At 63.9% G+C, this 16,044-nt stretch carries 14 protein-coding genes; 8 read left to right on the top strand and 6 right to left on the bottom strand.

Going from position 1 to position 16,044, the window contains the following annotated elements:
• Positions 1–23 precede the first annotated feature (23 nt).
• Complete coding sequence (locus FAX90_RS14055; RefSeq protein WP_144098051.1) at positions 24–986, top strand: metal-dependent hydrolase; 963 nt, start codon at positions 24–26, stop codon at positions 984–986.
• Here FAX90_RS14055 and FAX90_RS14050 read toward each other — a convergent pair.
• A complete protein-coding gene (locus tag FAX90_RS14050; RefSeq protein WP_144098050.1) occupies positions 974–1,684 on the bottom strand; it encodes a phosphatase PAP2 family protein in 711 nt (236 codons plus the stop codon). The two genes, FAX90_RS14055 and FAX90_RS14050, sit on opposite strands and share 13 nt — an antisense overlap.
• An 89-nt stretch (positions 1,685–1,773) precedes the next feature.
• Between FAX90_RS14050 and FAX90_RS14045 the strand changes: the two genes are divergently transcribed.
• Positions 1,774–3,159: a cryptochrome/photolyase family protein gene (locus FAX90_RS14045; RefSeq protein ID WP_144098049.1), complete on the top strand. Its 1,386-nt coding sequence runs from the start codon at positions 1,774–1,776 to the stop codon at positions 3,157–3,159.
• Positions 3,160–3,192: 33 nt separating this feature from the next.
• Complete coding sequence (locus FAX90_RS14040; protein WP_144098048.1) at positions 3,193–4,452, top strand: SAM-dependent methyltransferase; 1,260 nt, start codon at positions 3,193–3,195, stop codon at positions 4,450–4,452.
• A 24-nt stretch (positions 4,453–4,476) separates the two neighbouring features.
• Here the strand turns inward: FAX90_RS14040 and FAX90_RS14035 are convergent, their stop codons facing one another.
• The 3 genes from FAX90_RS14035 to purF form a co-directional block, all read right to left on the bottom strand.
• The gene (locus FAX90_RS14035) at positions 4,477–4,824 is read right to left on the bottom strand and encodes a PilZ domain-containing protein (RefSeq protein WP_144098047.1); all 348 of its coding nucleotides are present in this window, start codon (positions 4,822–4,824) and stop codon (positions 4,477–4,479) included.
• Positions 4,825–4,950: 126 nt separating this feature from the next.
• Positions 4,951–5,679, bottom strand: a complete 729-nt coding sequence (locus FAX90_RS14030) for an SDR family NAD(P)-dependent oxidoreductase (RefSeq protein WP_144098046.1) — start codon at positions 5,677–5,679, stop codon at positions 4,951–4,953.
• Positions 5,679–7,172: an amidophosphoribosyltransferase gene (gene purF, locus FAX90_RS14025; protein WP_144098045.1), complete on the bottom strand. Its 1,494-nt coding sequence runs from the start codon at positions 7,170–7,172 to the stop codon at positions 5,679–5,681. The genes FAX90_RS14030 and purF overlap by 1 nt, the downstream gene beginning before the upstream one ends.
• A gap of 304 nt (positions 7,173–7,476) precedes the next feature.
• Here purF and FAX90_RS14020 point away from each other — a divergent pair, with 304 nt between their 5' ends.
• The 5 genes from FAX90_RS14020 to dnaE all read left to right on the top strand — a co-directional run bounded on the left by FAX90_RS14020 (position 7,477) and on the right by dnaE (position 13,909).
• Positions 7,477–8,718 (top strand): lipoprotein-releasing ABC transporter permease subunit, encoded by a 1,242-nt coding sequence (locus FAX90_RS14020; RefSeq protein WP_144098226.1) that lies wholly within the window; start codon positions 7,477–7,479, stop codon positions 8,716–8,718.
• The gene (locus tag FAX90_RS14015; RefSeq protein ID WP_240704922.1) at positions 8,711–9,400 is read left to right on the top strand and encodes an ABC transporter ATP-binding protein; all 690 of its coding nucleotides are present in this window, start codon (positions 8,711–8,713) and stop codon (positions 9,398–9,400) included. The genes FAX90_RS14020 and FAX90_RS14015 overlap by 8 nt, the downstream gene beginning before the upstream one ends.
• 24 nt (positions 9,401–9,424) lie before the next feature.
• Positions 9,425–9,946: a hypothetical protein gene (locus FAX90_RS14010; protein ID WP_144098044.1), complete on the top strand. Its 522-nt coding sequence runs from the start codon at positions 9,425–9,427 to the stop codon at positions 9,944–9,946.
• A gap of 85 nt (positions 9,947–10,031) precedes the next feature.
• Positions 10,032–10,316: a hypothetical protein gene (locus FAX90_RS14005; protein ID WP_144098043.1), complete on the top strand. Its 285-nt coding sequence runs from the start codon at positions 10,032–10,034 to the stop codon at positions 10,314–10,316.
• Between the two features lie 110 nt (positions 10,317–10,426).
• Positions 10,427–13,909: a DNA polymerase III subunit alpha gene (dnaE, locus tag FAX90_RS14000; RefSeq protein WP_144098042.1), complete on the top strand. Its 3,483-nt coding sequence runs from the start codon at positions 10,427–10,429 to the stop codon at positions 13,907–13,909.
• A 359-nt stretch (positions 13,910–14,268) separates the two neighbouring features.
• Here the strand turns inward: dnaE and FAX90_RS13995 are convergent, their stop codons facing one another.
• Together FAX90_RS13995 and FAX90_RS13990 are read right to left on the bottom strand one after the other, a co-directional pair.
• Positions 14,269–14,877 carry a hypothetical protein gene (locus FAX90_RS13995; RefSeq protein ID WP_144098041.1) on the bottom strand — a complete coding sequence of 203 codons (609 nt, stop codon included), beginning with the start codon at positions 14,875–14,877 and terminating at the stop codon, positions 14,269–14,271.
• Positions 14,878–14,953: 76 nt separating this feature from the next.
• Entirely contained in the window at positions 14,954–16,033 is a 1,080-nt protein-coding gene (locus tag FAX90_RS13990) for a PA0069 family radical SAM protein (protein WP_144098040.1), read from the bottom strand.
• Positions 16,034–16,044 lie beyond the last annotated feature (11 nt).

Here is a 16,044-nt window from a genome sequence, read left to right as displayed (position 1 = left end):
CTTTGCCTGCATGAGGCGGGCCGATGGATAATCTTACACATAGCCTCGTCGGCGCGCTGCTGGGGCAGGCGGGTCTCAAACGCCGTACAGGCCTTGCCATGCCCGCGCTGATCTTCGGGGCCAACTTGCCCGATATCGACGCGGGCTGCGTCGTTTATGGCATAGAGAGCCTCGCCATGCGGCGCGGGCTGACCCATGGGCCGGTCGCCTGGGTCGTCCTGCCGCTGCTGCTTGCCGGGTTCCTGTGGTGGTTCGACCGCTGGCAGACGAAACGCGGGACGCGGCCCGAAGGCCGGCTGCCGGTGCGGTTCGGATGGCTTTACCTGTTGTCCTTCATCGCCTGCCTGTCGCACCCCGCGCTCGACTGGATGAACACCTATGGCATCCGCTTGCTTGAACCGTTTTCGAGCCGCTGGTTCTATGGCGACACGCTGTTCATCATCGATGTGTGGGTCTGGGCGGCGATGATCCTTGCCTTCGTCGTGTCGCGCCGGATCGAAAAACGCGGTACCGGCAACTGGCGAAGGCCTGCGCTGCTGGGGCTGGTCGCGGTGCTGGCCTATATCAATTTCAACATGGTCACGACCGCCACGGCCCGCGCACAGACGCCGCAGCGCGACGCGATTGCCAGCCCGGTGCCTTTCGCGTTCTGGCAACGCGACATGATTATCGAGGTCGATGGCCCGATCTATCGCGGCAAGGCGACGCAGCGCTGGACGCTGGGGCAGGGGCTGGTGGGGGAGCCCGAAGTGCTGACCGACAAGCCTGCCTGCGTCCACCCGCTGCAATTGCCGATGTTCGCGCCCGATGATGCCGCCCTGCGCGCTTTCCTGTTCTGGTCGCGCGTCCCTTATGTCGAGCGGGAGGAGCGCGATGGCCGCATGGTCGACGTGCTGAAGGACGCGCGCTACGGCGGGGCCACCGGCGGGCGTTTCGAAACGATCGTCGACGTGCCGGCAGAGGCGGAGGAATGCTACTTCGAATAAGCCGCGTCGGCTGCCCTCGCCGCGGGCCGTTGCAGCAAGGCGGCGGCGGTAAAAGCCCAGGCCGCACCGCCCAGCCATCCTGCCATCGCATCGCTGGGCCAGTGCACGCCCAGCCACACGCGGCTCCACGCGATGGCCATGCTGGCGATCATTGCAACGCCGATCAGCGTCAGGCGCACCGATTGCCGCGACGACAGCGTGGCAAAGGCCAGCGCCATCGCGATGTAGACGACCGCCGAATTGAACGAATGACCCGAGGGGAAACTTGCGCCGCCCGCTTCGGTCAGGTGCGGCACGATTTCGGGCCGGGCACGGCCGACCAGTTGCTTGATCCCGCTGTTGACCAGCCAGCCGGCCACCACCGTCGCGGCAAACAGCGCGGCTTCGCGCCTCAGCCGCAGGAACAGGAGCGCGATCACCGCGCCTAGTGCGAACAGGTTGCGCAGCAGCACACCGCCCAGCGCAGTCACGTCACGCACCATTTCCAGCAACTTTTCCGGCCCGCGCGGCACGATGCCGTCCGCGCCGCGCCAGAACATCAGGCCGAAGCGGTCGATCGCCTGCGTATTACCGGTCTGGACCGCCACGGCGATAGCGGCAAAGCCGAGCCAGAAGAGCAGCGCGAGGGCCAAGGCCTTGCGCTTGTCGATACGCCAGCCGCGTTCGGGCAGGACGACTGTCTGTTGGGGAACCGTCATCTATCGGGAACCCACGGACGCCGCGCCCCGTTCCCGAAGAGAGCGTGCGCGTGCCAAGGGACCTGCGCGCATGATCCATGGGAGAATGAATGACCGCCCCCCGCATCGTCTGGTTTCGCCGCGACCTTCGCCTGTCCGATCATCCCGCGCTGTGCGCCGCGGCTGCCGATGGGCCGGTCATCCCGGTCTATGTGCTGGATGATGATGGGCCGGGCCATCACGCCATGGGCGGCGCGTCGCGATGGTGGCTCCACTATTCGCTGAAATCGCTGGATGCCTCGCTGGGTCGGCATCGGTCGAAGCTGATCCTGCGGCGCGGCGATGCGGCGAAGGAAATCGCGAAGCTGGTGGAGGAAACCGGCGCGTGCGAGGTCCACGCGATCCGGCATTACGAACCGTGGTGGCGCAAGGCGCAGGGCAAGCTGGCGAAAGAGGTCGAGCTTTGCCTGCACGACGGCAATTACCTCTTGCCGCCCGGTACGGTGACGACGGGATCGGGCGACCCGTACAAGATCTACACTCCGTTCGCGAAAGCGGCGCGCCAGTGCCTGCCCGCGCGCGAAGTGCTGGACGAACCATCGCTTTCCAACCCCGACAACTGGCCCGAATCCGACAAGTTGTCGGACTGGGACCTGCTGCCGACGAAGCCCGATTGGGCTGGCGGTATCGAAAAGGCGTGGGACGTGGGCGAAAAGGCCGCGCATGACCGGCTGGAGGACTGGACCGACCACGTGAAGGATTACGAGGATGACCGGAACCTGCCCTCGGTCGACGGGTCGTCCCGCCTGTCGCCGCACCTGCATTTCGGGGAGATTTCGCCGACGCAGGTCTGGGACCGGCTATCGCGGCATACGGGAGCCGGGGCCGATACCTATCGCGGCGAACTTCTGTGGCGTGACTATGCCCAGAACGTCATCTGCCAGTTTCCCGATTATCCCACGCAGTCCTACCGCGATTACGACAATTCGCTGTGGCGCAATCCCAACCGGGGCCACCTGATAGAGGAAGATCTGAAGGCCTGGCAGAAGGGGCGGACGGGTTACCCCATCGTCGATGCCGGAATGCGGCAGTTGTGGGCGACGGGCTGGATGCACAACCGCGTCCGCATGATCGCGGCGAGCTTTCTGGTAAAGCACCTGCTGATCGACTGGCGGCATGGCGAGGAATGGTACTGGGACACGCTGGTCGATGCCGACTATGGCAACAACGGCGTCAACTGGCAGTGGATTTCGGGCACCGGCGTCGACAGCAACATGTTTTCGCGGATCATGGCCCCGCTGAGCCAGTCGGAGAAGTTCGACGCGGCTGCCTATATCCGCGAATGGGTGCCCGAACTGGCCGACCTGTCCGATGACCAGATCCACGACCCCGACGACGAACATCGGCCCAAGGACTATCCCGAGAAACTGATCGGCCACAGGGAAGCGCGCGAGCGGGCGCTGGCTGCTTATAAAGAGATGAAGTCGGGCGGTTGAAAGGCGGCGCGTCGCGTCGCATAGATGACCCCGATGGGACAGGGTAACACACGCGGGCGGCATCTCCTCGACGGCGGCTTTCGCTTTGGCGACGGCGGCGGACCGATTGCCCGGCTTGTCGCGGGCGGTGTCGAAAAGGTTGTCGAGCGGATCGACGCTGGCCTTGAAAGCGGGCGGATTGAGGCGCGCTTGCCCGACGGGTCCACGCGCGTCGTCGGCGGGCGTCGACCCGGTTTCGACGCGCGCATCCACATTCGCGACTGGCGCGCCATCGTGCGGCTGTTTACCGGCGGTTCGGTAGGCTGGTACCGCGCATGGGAAGCGGGCGAATGGGACAGCCCCGACCCCGTGCCGATCTTCGCCCTGTTCATGAAGAATGCCGACGGGCTCGGCTCGGTCGGCCGCGCCAAGGGGCCATGGCGCCTGGCCTCGCGCCTTGCGCACTGGCTCAATCGCAATACGATCAACGGGGCCAAGGCCAACATCTCGGCCCACTACGACCTCGGCAACGATTTCTACGCCGCGTGGCTGGACCCGACGCTGTGCTATTCCAGCGCGATCTTCGCCGGCACCCAGATCCCGTTGGAACAGGCGCAGCAGGCCAAGGTCCGCGCATTGGCCGACCGGCTGGACCTGTCGGAGAAATCGCGCGTACTGGAGATCGGGTGCGGCTGGGGTTACCTGGCCCGGACGATGGCGACCGATTATGGCGCGGATGTCACCGCGATCAGCCTGTCGGACGAACAGCTTGCCTATGCGCGCGAAGCCAATGCCGCCGATACCCGCAAGGTCGATTTCCGGCATCAGGACTACCGCGACACGGCGGGCAGCTACGACGCCATCGCCAGTGTCGAGATGGTGGAGGCGCTGGGCCGCGAATACTGGCCGACTTACATGGATTGCATCGCCCGCAACCTGAAGCCCGGAGGGCGCGCGGCGATACAGTTCATCTCCATCCGCGACGACCTTTTCGAAGCCTATGCCGCCTCGGCCGATTTCATTCAGGCGTTCATCTTCCCCGGCGGTCTGCTGATCCGCACCAGCGAGTTTCGGCAGTTGGCGGAAGAACGGGGCTTGTCATGGCAGGACCAGGCGGACTTCGGGCTGGACTATGCCGAAACGCTGAAGCTGTGGCGCGACGCGTTCGACCGCGCGGCAGCAGAGGGGAAACTGCCGCGCGGTTTCGATGACCGCTTCGTGGGGCTCTGGCGGTTCTACCTGATGTATTGCGAAGGCGGTTTTCGCGGCGGCGGGATCGACGTTCACCAGGTCACTCTGGTGAAGAACCCCTGACCCCCGCCTACGCGAAAATACGGATCAGACCCGGCGCGCCGAGGCGTTGCGATACCGGCTGACGATGTCGTCGTAGACGATCGGGCTGAGCAAGTTCTGGAAGGCGCAACCGACAAGGTTGTTCTGCCACCAGATCACTTCGCACTGCAGCGCGGCAAGGCCCGGCAGTTTGAGCCAGCACAGCGTGCCGACGGCAAGGCGATTGACGCATTGGGCGGAAAAGCCGCCTAGCGAGAGGTCCTGCACTTCGCTTGAAAAGCCGTGTCCGCCAGCCGGGCGCAGCGTCACCGGGATGGTGAGCTGAAGGCGCGGCGAGCTGCGATCTTCCTGCGACGCCTTGAAGTAGCGGTCGGAGAGGAAAAATTCGGTCATGGCACATGTTCCCTTGCAAAAGAGACGCTCCACCAAGGGGAGCAACCATAGCCGATTACGCGGTTGCGGGACTCGGCCGTTCCTGAGTTCGGCCAATATGCCCTGAACGCGGTTAGCGCGGGGTTCCTAAACGCGGTTAACGGAAACTATATCGCCGTTAGGAAGCTCTTCACCAAGCATGTTTGCAATGAACTGCGCCACATCTTCGGGCGGTTTGACAGTCGCCGGGTCCTCTCCGGGATAGGCACGGGCGCGCATTTCGGTGCGGGTCGCGCCGGGATCGACCAGCACGGTGCGGATGCGGCTGGTGTTGGCGTTTTCCAGGGCGTAGCTCTGCAGAAGACTGTCGAAAGCGGCCTTCGTCACGCCGTATCCGGCCCAGTAGGCGCGGGGGTTCGCACCCACCTTGCTGGTCAGGCCCACGACCTTGCCGCCTTGTGCATTCTTCAGCATCGGATGGAACGCGGCGAGCAAGGTTTGTGTCGCCAGCACGTTAACCGTGAGTGCGTTGCTGAACGCCTTGGCATCGAGGTCCTGGACCGGCGTATGGGGCAGAAAGACCGCCGCATTGATGACCAGAATGTCGAGCGCGTCCCAGCGTCCGGCGATCGCGGTGGCGAGTCGCGCGACCGAGTCGGGCTCTGCCAGGTCCATCGGCGCGATCGTCGCGCTGCCGCCCGCCTTGTGGATCGCTTCTTCCACCTGTTCCAGCTTGCGGTCGTCCCGCGCGGTCAGGATCACGTGCGCGCCGCGTGCGCCCAGTTCGATGGCGGTGGCGGCTCCGATGCCCTTGCTGGCCCCGGTGACGAGCGCATGCTTGCCCGCAAGGGGCTTGTCGCCAGTACTTTCAGGCATCACGCAGCCTTTTCGCCGAGCAGGGGAAGCTGCGGGGTCTCACGCTCCGACAGGTCGGTCAGGCGCGTGGGATAGTCGCCGGTGAAGCAGGCATCGCAATACTTGGGGCACTTGGACTTGCGCCCATCTTCGCCCACGGCGCGGTACAGGCCGTCGATCGACACGAAGGCAAGGCTGTCGGCCTGGATGAATTCGCGCATCGCTTCCACGTCCATGCGGGCGGCGAGCAGCTTGGAGCGTTCCGGCGTGTCGACGCCGTAGAAGCAGGAATGCATCGTCGGCGGGCTGGCGATGCGCATGTGCACTTCGGTGGCGCCGGCTTCGCGCATCATCTGCACGATCTTCAACGACGTGGTGCCGCGCACGATGGAATCGTCGATAAGGACGATACGCTTGCCTTCGACCAGCGCGCGGTTGGCATTGTGCTTGCGCGCGACAGAAGTCGTCCGCTGACCGTCGGAAGGCTGAATGAAAGTGCGCCCGACATAGTGTGATCGGATGATGCCCAGTTCGAAGGGAACACCCGATTCCTGCGCATAGCCGATGGCGGCAGGCACGCCCGAATCGGGCACGGGGATGACGATGTCGGCGTCGGCCGGGCTTTCGATGGCGAGCTGCGCACCGATTTCCTTGCGGACCGAATAGACCGAGCGGCCCCCGCTGATCGAATCGGGACGGCTGAAATAGACGTGTTCGAAAATGCACGGGCGCGATGCCGGGGTGCCGAACGGGCGGTGGCTGCGCACCGAACCGTCGAAGTCGACCTCGATCAGTTCGCCCGGCTCGACCTCTCGAACGAAATCTGCGCCGACGATGTCGAGGGCGACCGTTTCGCTGGCAAAGACGGTTGCGCCCTTGCAATCGCCTTCGTCGATCCGGCCCATGACCAGCGGACGGATGCCCAGCGGGTCGCGGCAGGCCACCATCCCGTCGTTCGTCATCACGATCAGCGAATAGGCACCTTCGACAAGGCGCAGCGCGTCGACGAAACGGTCCAGCATCGTGGGATAACGGCTGGTGGCGACGAGGTGGATGATCACCTCGGTATCGCTGGTCGACTGGAAGATCGCGCCCTTGCGGACGAGGTCGGCGCGAAGGTGCATCGCGTTCGAGATGTTGCCGTTGTGCGCGATGGCGAAACCGCCGCTGGCAAGATCGGCGTAGAGCGGCTGCACGTTGCGCAGGCCCGAACCGCCGGTGGTGGAATAGCGCACGTGGCCCGCGGCCATTTCGCCGGGCAGTTCGGCCATCGCCTCGCCGGTGGAGAAATTCTCGGCAACGTGGCCCATGCCGCGGCGGGTGAAGAACTCGGTCCCGTCGAAGCTGGTGATGCCGGCTGCTTCCTGGCCGCGGTGCTGCAGCGCGTGGAGGCCCAGCGCCGTGACCGCCGCCGCGTCGCGCGCGCCGATGACGCCGAAAACGCCGCACTCTTCGCGCAGCTTGTCACCATCCGCGTCGATGAAGGGATGGAGGCCGAAATCCGTAGACGCCATGCGTTTAATGTTCCGCTGTATTGCCGCAGTATTGCCTGGGTGTGGCTGCGCGCAGGCCCTAGCAGAAAGGCCCCGTCGCGTCACCCGCGCCTTTGCCGATGTTTCATCCCGATTACAACCGCCGATCTGAGGCAGATGGCAGACTGTTGCCGTCAGGCGATCGGCGCCGTCAAAGCTTGCCAGCCGGGGAACCGCCGCCTAGTCATCCGGGTTCATGGCCCAACGGGGGTTCATGGAAAAGTCATGGGCGGGGCTGCACCGGGTGTGCGGGCAATCCGCCCCCATAACAGGCAGAAATCCGAACTTGTTTCTCTCTCCTTTCGAATGGACCATCGCCAAGCGCTACATGCTGCCGGGGCGGGGTGAGGCGTTTATCGCCATGGTCGCAGGGATCAGCCTTGCGGCCGTCATGCTGGGCGTTGCCGCTCTTGTCATCGTGATGAGCGTGATGAACGGCTTTCGCGCCGAACTGCTGGACAAGATCGTGGGGCTGAACGGCCACGCGGTGATCCAGGCCTATGGCGGACGGCTGAACGACTGGGAAAACGTGCTTGAGGAAGTTCGCCAGACACCCGGCGTGACAGATGCGTCCCCGCTGATCGAACAGCCGCTGCTGGGCACTTACGAGGGCCGGGTCGAGGCGGTTCTGGTGCGCGGGTCGACGCAGAAGTCGATCGAGGAGCTGAAAGAAAAGACGGTCCTTGGCAATGTCGACCTGCTGCAGCCCGATGCGGGCCGCGTGGCAATCGGTTCGCGCCTTGCCCAGAACCTTGGCATTCGAATCGGGGACGTCATCACCGTCATCAATCCGCAGGGGCGCACGACACCGTTCGGCACCGTCCCGCGCGAGATCGGATATGAAGTCGCCGCCATCTTCGAGATCGGGATCTACGATTACGACAACGCCTATGTCGTCATGCCGATTGAGGACGCGCAAACGCTGATGCTGATGGGCGATACCATCGGCATGATCGAGGTCATGACCGAAGACCCCGATACCGTGGGCGAAACGCTGGCCCCGCTGGCGCAGAAACTGGCGGGAAGAGCGGTCGTCAACGACTGGAAGACGATCAATGCGTCCTTGTTCGAGGCGTTGGCGGTAGAGCGGGTGGCGATGTTCGTCGTCCTGTCGATCATCGTGCTGGTCGCGGTGTTCAACATCCTGTCCAGCCTGATCATGCTGGTCCGCGCCAAGACACGGGACATCGCGATCATGCGCACGATGGGCGCGACGCGGCGGTCCATCCTCAAGATATTCGTGACGGCAGGCTTCCTGATCGGCGCACTGGGCACGATCGCGGGCCTGATACTGGGCTTCGTCGCGCTGGAATTCCGGCAGTCGGTGGTGAGGCTGGTCGAACTGCTGACGGGTCAGGAACTGTGGGATCCGTCGATCCGCTTCCTGTCCGAACTGCCCGCGCGGACCGATCCGGGCGAGGTGTTCGTCATCGTCGGAATGGCGCTGGTGCTGTCATTCCTTGCCACGCTCTACCCCGCGCTGAAGGCGGCGAGCACCGATCCCGTGCAGGTGCTGCGCTATGAGTGAGAACGCGAACATGACCCCCGTGGTCGAACTGAAGCAGCTGACCCGTTCTTTCACGCAGGGCGGCGTGACCATCGATGTCCTGCGCGGGATCGACCTTACCATCATGCCCGGAGAGATCGTGGCGCTGCTCGGCCCATCGGGGTCGGGCAAGTCGACGATGCTGCAGGCGGTCGGCCTGCTCGAAGGCGGCTTTGGCGGTGAGATCGCGATCTGCGGCAAGCAGGCGGAGAAATCGAACGGCGATGCCCGTACCGCGCTGCGCCGCGATCACCTGGGCTTCGTCTATCAGTTCCACCACCTGCTGCCCGATTTCGACGCGAGCGAGAATGTCGTCTTGCCGCAGCTTGTCGCAGGCGTGCCGCGCGCCGATGCGGAGGCGAGGGCAGAGGAGCTGCTCTCCGCGCTCGGCCTCGGCCACCGGCTGACGCACCGGCCCAGCCAGCTTTCGGGCGGCGAACAGCAGCGCGTTGCCGTTGCCCGCGCCCTTGCGAACAAGCCGCAGCTGGTGCTGGCGGACGAACCCACCGGCAACCTGGACGAAGTGACAAGCGACCGCGTGCTGGAGGAATTCCTGCGCCTCGTTCGCGGACAGGGCAGCTCTGCGCTGATCGCGACACACAATGAACGCCTCGCTGCACGCATGGACAGGGTTGTGCGCCTGCACGAAGGTGTGCTGTCCTGACCTCCTGAAGAGAGGAGGTCCGACATGATCCTTTCCGCCGTACTGGCAATCCTGCTTCAGGCCGCTGCCGCGCCGGAGGCACCGCCCGAACCGTCGCCGCCTGCCTGTTCGACAGACCGCCATGGCGAGTTCGACTTCTGGGTGGGAGAGTGGGATGTCTATCGATTCGGGACCGACACCAAGGTCGCCCAAAGCCGTATCGAACGCATGCATTCGGGCTGCGCCATTCGCGAAACGTGGATGCCGTTGAAAGGCGATGGCGGGTCGAGCCTGTCCAATTTCGAGCCAGCCACCGGCCTGTGGCACCAGACCTGGATCGGCGCGGCGCCGGGGCGGGTGGAGTTCCAGGGCGGTTCTCCGGCAGAGGGCACGATGGTCCTCACCGGATGGTGGCGCAACGTTGCGGGGCCGGAAAAACACGGCTGGATCCGCATGACCTATACCGTTGGGCCCGACGGTTCGGTGCGTCAGCATGGCGAATTATCAACCGATCACGGCCTGAAGTGGAAAACGGCCTTCGATTTTGCCTATCGCGCGAAAAAGTGACATTTTCATCCCGATTTTCGGGAAATGACGCCGCCGCCGTGCGTTGATGACATGAAGAATAAAACGGACGTGAAAGGGGCCACACATGAGCGAGCATCCGTCAACCATTCAGAGCGAACCTTACGACCCTTCCGAAAAGGAATGGGAAGATCACGCAACGCTTCACCGCCGCGAAGACGGTGTCGAAAGCAACATGCTGCGCGGGCTGAACATCATCCGCGACGGCACTTTTGCCGAAATGATCGCCTTCGTGATGAGCCTTCCGGAAAAGGACCGCGCAGGTCTCGTCATCCAGAAGTCGGGCGACCGCACGTTTCACCTGGGCGAGATCGAGGCGCTTTCCCGCCGCGAGGATTTTCCCAAGGGCTGAACCTGTGTTCCGACGGGACGCCCCGGCGGAGCGACAAAACCGGGGATACCCCTGTTGAAACGGCCCGCCTTGCGCTCGCGCTTGGCGGGCCGTTTGGTTAGTTTCCAAGGATGGCCTTCGCTCCCTTCGTCCCGCTTCGCGTCTTTTCCAGTTTCACGATGCTGGAAGGTGCGATCGATCCGAAGAAACTGGCAAAGCTGGCCAAGGATCGCGGCTATCCCGCCATCGCCATCTGCGACCGCAACGGGCTCTATGGCTCCATCGCATTTGCCGGAGCGGCGAAGGACCTCGGCGTTCAGCCGATCGTCGGCACGTTCCTGGCCGTAAAGCGCCCCAATCGCGACGCGATCGACTGGATCGCGCTCTACGCGCAGGACGAGAGCGGGTGGAACAACTTGTGCCACCTCGTTTCCAAGGCGCATCTGGAACGCCCGTTGCACCTCGACCCGCATGTCGAGATGGAGGCGCTCGAAGGCCATACCGACAGCCTGATCTGCCTGACGGGCGCGGGTGAGGGGGCGCTGGCCCGCCTTTACGCCGCCGGACAGAATGACGAGGCCGCGGCCTATGCCGACAAGCTTCAGGCCCTGTTCCCCGAACGCCTCTATGTCGAGATCGCCCGTACGGGTGCGGAGAACGAGGCGGAGAGCGAAGAGGCCCTGATCGATCTGGCCTATGCGCGGGCCCTGCCGCTGGTCGGCACGAACCCGGCGCAATTCGACGAGGCGAGCTTTCACCCCGCGCACGATGCCATGCTGTGCATCGCGAACTCGACCTACATCGACACCGTTGATCGCCCGCGCGCACCCGCCGATGCCTGGGTGAAACCGGCCGACATGATGGCGCAGATTTTCGAAGACCTGCCCGAGGCGCTGGCCAACACCCTTGTCGTGGCGCAGCGCTGTGCCGTCATGCCGCCCTATCGCAAGCCGATCCTGCCCAGCCTTGCCGGCGACCTTGAGGGTGAGGCCCGGATGATTACCGAGGACGCGAAGCGCGGCCTTGAAAAGCGGCTTGAACCTTATGGCGAGATGGATCCGGAGGAACGGCAGAAGTATTTCGACCGCCTGAAGTTCGAGATCGACATCATCGTCGGCATGGGTTTTCCCGGTTACTTCCTGATCGTTGCCGACTTCATCAAATGGGCCAAGGACAACGGTATTCCCGTGGGGCCGGGCCGTGGTTCGGGTGCAGGTTCTCTGGTCGCCTGGGCGCTGACGATCACCGATCTCGATCCGCTGCGGCTTGGCCTGCTGTTCGAACGTTTCCTCAATCCCGAACGCGTGTCGATGCCCGACTTCGACATCGACTTCTGCGAAACCCGGCGCGGCGAGGTGATCCGTTACGTCCAGAAGAAATACGGCCACGATCACGTCGCGCAGATCATCACCTTCGGCAAGATGAAGGCCCGCGCCGTGCTGCGCGATTGCGGCCGCATCCTGCAGATGAGCTATGGCCACGTCGACCGGCTGACCAAGATGGTGCCGAACCTTCCGGCGGACCCGTGGACACTGGACCGCGCGCTCAACGGTATTGCCGAGTTCGCGGGCGAGTATAAACGCGACCCCGAAGTGCGCCGGTTGCTGGACCTTGCGATGCAGCTCGAAGGCCTGCCGCGCAATTCGTCCACCCACGCGGCGGGCGTGGTGATCGGCGATCGTCCGCTGTCGCAGCTCGTCCCGCTCTACCGCGATCCGCGTTCGGACATGCCTGTCACGCAGTTCGACATGAAGCATGTCGAATCGAGCGGCCTGGTGAAGTTCGACTTCCTCGGCCTCAAAACGCTGTCGGTGCTGCGCAAGGCGGTGGACCTGTTGAAGCGGCGCGGGATCGAGATCGATCTCGATGGTCTGCCGTGGGACGACGCGGGCGTGTTCCAGCTTTTGAAGCAGGGCAACACCGTCGGCGTGTTCCAGCTGGAATCGGAAGGCATGCGACGCACGCTGGCCGCGGTGAAGCCGACGCGGTTCGAGGACATCATCGCGCTCGTCTCGCTCTATCGTCCCGGCCCGATGGACAACATCCCCCTGTTCGGTCAGCGCAAGAACGGACAGGCGGAAATCGAATATCCGCACCCCAAGCTCGAAGGCATCCTGGCCGAGACTTACGGCATCTTCGTCTATCAGGAACAGGTCATGCAGGCCGCGCAGATCCTGGCCGGATACTCGCTCGGCGATGCAGACTTGCTGCGCCGCGCGATGGGCAAGAAAGTCCAGGCCGAAATGGATGCGCAGCGCCAGCGTTTCGTCGAGGGTTGCAAGGAAGTCAGCCAGATCGACGCGAAAAAGGCGAACGAGCTGTTCGACTTGATCGACAAGTTCGCAGGCTATGGATTCAACAAGTCGCACGCCGCTGCCTATGCGCTGCTCGCCTATCAGACCGCGTGGCTGAAGGCGCATTACCCGCACGAATTCTACGCGGCGTCGATGTGCTTCGACATGCACCAGTCGGAAAAGCTGTCGGTCTTCGTCGACGACATGCGCCGCTATCCGGGCGGCGGGCTGGAGTGTGCAGGCCCCGACATCAACATGAGCGAGGCCGAATTCACCGTCGAGCCGACGGACGAGGGGCACCGCGTGCGCTATGCGCTGGCGGGTATTCGCAATGTCGGCGAAAAGGCGATGGACGCCATCGTCGCCGAACGCGAGACACGCGGCAAGTTCGAGAGTCTGAAAGACATGTTCGAGCGGCTGCCCGCTGGGTCGATGAACCGCCGACAGCTCGAAGGGCTGGCCTGTGCGGGCGCGCTCGACAGTCTTGAGCCCAATCGCGCCAAGGTCATCGCCAATGCCGACATGCTGCTGGCCGTCGCCGATGCCGCGGTGCGCGAGAAGGAAAGCGGGCAGGCGGGCCTGTTCGGGGGCGAGGAACACGCCGCCGCCGACTTGCGCCTGGTCGAGGCACCGGCATGGCCGCGCAAGGAGCAGATGGAGAAGGAGCGCGAGAACTTCGGCTTCTACTTCGCGGCTCACCCCGTCAGCCAGTGGCGCGCCGTCGCCAGCGCGCAGGGTGCACGGTCCTTCGCCAGCCTTATGGCCAGCGGGTCAGAAGGCGGGGCGGGCGGACGCACGAACGCGGTCATGGCCGTGCTGGTCGAAGGGGCGAACAAGCGCCAGACCCGCAAGGGCAAGGACTTCGTCATGGGCGACTTCTCCGACCAGTCGGGGCAGTTCAGCGCATCGTGCTTTGAAGAAAGCCTGGTCGACAGTTTCCGCGAATGGGCGAAATCGGGCGAATGCGTCCTTCTTAACGTCGAGCTCGATCGACCCAGCGCCGACGAGCCGCCACGCGTCACCGTGCGCGGGGCAAGGGCGCTTTCGGCGGTGAAGGGTTCGGCGCGCATGGAACTGCGCCTGACGGTCGACCGGATCGACGCGCTGCCCGAACTGGCGCTGGCCCTGCCGCGCTCTGCCGAGGCGAACGGCGAAGTGATCGCCCGCCTTCTGCTGGGCGAAGGGCGAGAGGCGCGAATGCTGCTGGGCCGCGATTTTGCGCTCGACGGCGAACTGGTTGACCGAATTGCGGAAATTGCCGGGGTTACGGAGACCGCACTATCGGCAAAGTCGGTAAAAGCCTTACGGCTGGTTGCATAAGAACAGAGCGAAGTATGTAAACATACTCGCAATGTGAGTACTTTTAACTCTATTGCTCGACAGCAATCGATTGTATAAACTTGGTCTTGTAGAAAATAAGTCAGGGCTGGATTCAAACATCCTTCCCCTGATGAAGGATGGCGTCAGGTTTTTTGCGACAATCGGTTCTTCGCTAATCCTGCCTTGTCCAGACCAGATCGGGCCAGTCGCCCAACCCGTCTATCCTCCAGCGCCGGTTCGGCCGGTCGGGATGCGCGAAGGCGGGTTGTTGTGACAAGCCCTGCGATTTCTGACCCCGGCCAGCGTCCCCCCACTCTTGCGCGGCCGGGGTCAGAAACCCCTTACTTGCCGCGGCCTGTTCAATAGTCCGAAACGTCGCCTTCCAGCCAGGCTCGGTCCTCGCTGTCCTGATATGCTTCGTCCATTTCCTGCGCCATCTTGTTCATTTCGCCATGCATTTTCAGCGCGTCTTTCTGCATCTGGGGCAGGTTCTTCATGACTGTCCCCGAATTCTGCATCTGGACTTTTGCGCTGTCATAGGCCCGGCCCTGAAGCGTGGAATGGACCAGTTCGTTGAACGCGTTTTCGGTGATCTGCGTACCCACGCTGGCCGCTGCGCCATCGCTGGGTGCGGCGCGGTCGCATGCGGTCACCACCTGGATCGCATCGGAACGCGCCTGGAGCACCGATGCCTTGCACGATATCCGCGCGTGCGAACCCGATGCCTGATAGCGCACGACGCCGTCTTTCCGGCTGATCACCTTGACGTCGAGCGTGCCGAACGGGCCTGCGCCCGCCGGGATCGGCGCGCCGGTCAGTTTCTGCGATACTTCTGCCGGTGACAGGGAATAAAGCGGGCCGTTGGCGGGATCGACCCGCTCCATCGTGCCGAAGTTCATTTCGGGCGCGAAAAAGACGCTGAGACCCACAGCGACGACCACCGTGCCGCCGATCAACATTTCCTTCATGGCATGTATTCCCCTGATCTATCAGGAAAATACTTATGCGAGACTTGCTTGCCGCTTGGTAAACCACACCCGGTCGTCACAGAAGCCGCAGTTGCCCGTCCACCGGCGGCGGGGTGAAGGCGGAACAATCCAGTTCCAGCCGGCGTTGCGGCAGGCCCGAACGTTTCACGGCAAGCGCGAAGCGTTGGCGGAACAGGTCGGCCCAGGCCCCGGTTGGGCGGAATCGGGAATGAAAGCCCGGATCGTTGTCCCGCCCGCCGCGCATTTCCTGCACCATGGCCATGACCTTACCCGCGCGGTCGGGGAAATGCGTGTCCAGCCATTCGCGGAACAGCGGCGCGACTTCGTGCGGCAGGCGCAGCATGATCCAGTTCGCCGCGCGCACGCCCGCCTTGGCCGCCTCGGCCACGATCGCTTCCATGTGATGATCGGTGATCGCGGGGATGATCGGCGAAATCATGCAATGCGTCGGCACCCCGGCCTCGACCAGCCGGGCCAGCGCATCGACGCGGCGGGCGGGGGAGGAGGCTCGCGGTTCGAGAATTCCCGAAAGGCGTGGATCGAGGCTGGTGACCGAAATGCTGACGGCGACGAGCTGGTGCTTCGCCAGTTCCGACAGGAGATCGAGATCGCGCAGCACCCGTGCCGATTTAGTCGTGATGGCGACGGGATGCTTTGCCTCAAGACAGACTTCGAGTATTTCGCGGGTGATGCCGTACTTGCCTTCTATCGGCTGGTACGGATCGGTATTCGTGCCCATCGCCATGATTTCGGGCGCGTATCCGGGTTTCGCGAACGTGCGGCGCAAAATCTTTGCTGCGTCGGGCTTGGCGAACAGTTTCGTCTCGAAATCGAGCCCCGGCGACAGGTCGTGATAGGCGTGGGTGGGCCGCGCAAAGCAATAGATGCAGCCGTGTTCACACCCGCGATAGGCATTGACCGACCGGTCGAACGGGATGTCGGGCGATTTGTTGAAGGTGAGAACGGCGCGGGGGTGTTCTTCGGTCACCGTCGTGCGCAGCTTTGGCGCGGGGCCGTCTATCGCCTCCGCCTCGTCCAGCCAGTCGCCATCCGCCTCACGCGCGGCGAGGTTGAATCGGTGCGACAGCGCGCCCGATTGCGCACCGCGCCCGCGCGGTCCGGGGGGTGTCGGCATGGCAAGAACGT

The organism is Croceicoccus sediminis (assembly GCF_007570835.1).
Lineage (GTDB): Bacteria > Pseudomonadota > Alphaproteobacteria > Sphingomonadales > Sphingomonadaceae > Croceicoccus > Croceicoccus sediminis.
Note: the sequence above shows the minus strand (reverse complement) of the source record. Positions and strands in the feature narration are given on the sequence as shown.

Bases quoted from the DNA above. Each gene is read 5' to 3' on its own strand.
- FAX90_RS14050 (WP_144098050.1), bottom strand. From the start codon at position 1,684: ATGACGGTTCCCCAACAGACAGTCGTCCTGCCCGAACGCGGCTGGCGT.
- FAX90_RS14030 (WP_144098046.1), bottom strand. From the start codon at position 5,679: ATGCCTGAAAGTACTGGCGACAAGCCCCTTGCGGGCAAGCATGCGCTC.
- FAX90_RS14005 (WP_144098043.1), top strand. From the start codon at position 10,032: ATGAGCGAGCATCCGTCAACCATTCAGAGCGAACCTTACGACCCTTCC.
- FAX90_RS14040 (WP_144098048.1), top strand. From the start codon at position 3,193: ATGGGACAGGGTAACACACGCGGGCGGCATCTCCTCGACGGCGGCTTT.
- purF (WP_144098045.1), bottom strand. From the start codon at position 7,172: ATGGCGTCTACGGATTTCGGCCTCCATCCCTTCATCGACGCGGATGGT.
- FAX90_RS13995 (WP_144098041.1), bottom strand. From the start codon at position 14,877: ATGAAGGAAATGTTGATCGGCGGCACGGTGGTCGTCGCTGTGGGTCTC.
- dnaE (WP_144098042.1), top strand. From the start codon at position 10,427: ATGGCCTTCGCTCCCTTCGTCCCGCTTCGCGTCTTTTCCAGTTTCACG.
- FAX90_RS14055 (WP_144098051.1), top strand. From the start codon at position 24: ATGGATAATCTTACACATAGCCTCGTCGGCGCGCTGCTGGGGCAGGCG.
- FAX90_RS14015 (WP_240704922.1), top strand. From the start codon at position 8,711: ATGAGTGAGAACGCGAACATGACCCCCGTGGTCGAACTGAAGCAGCTG.
- FAX90_RS14045 (WP_144098049.1), top strand. From the start codon at position 1,774: ATGACCGCCCCCCGCATCGTCTGGTTTCGCCGCGACCTTCGCCTGTCC.
- FAX90_RS13990 (WP_144098040.1), bottom strand. From the start codon at position 16,033: ATGCCGACACCCCCCGGACCGCGCGGGCGCGGTGCGCAATCGGGCGCG.
- FAX90_RS14035 (WP_144098047.1), bottom strand. From the start codon at position 4,824: ATGACCGAATTTTTCCTCTCCGACCGCTACTTCAAGGCGTCGCAGGAA.
- FAX90_RS14010 (WP_144098044.1), top strand. From the start codon at position 9,425: ATGATCCTTTCCGCCGTACTGGCAATCCTGCTTCAGGCCGCTGCCGCG.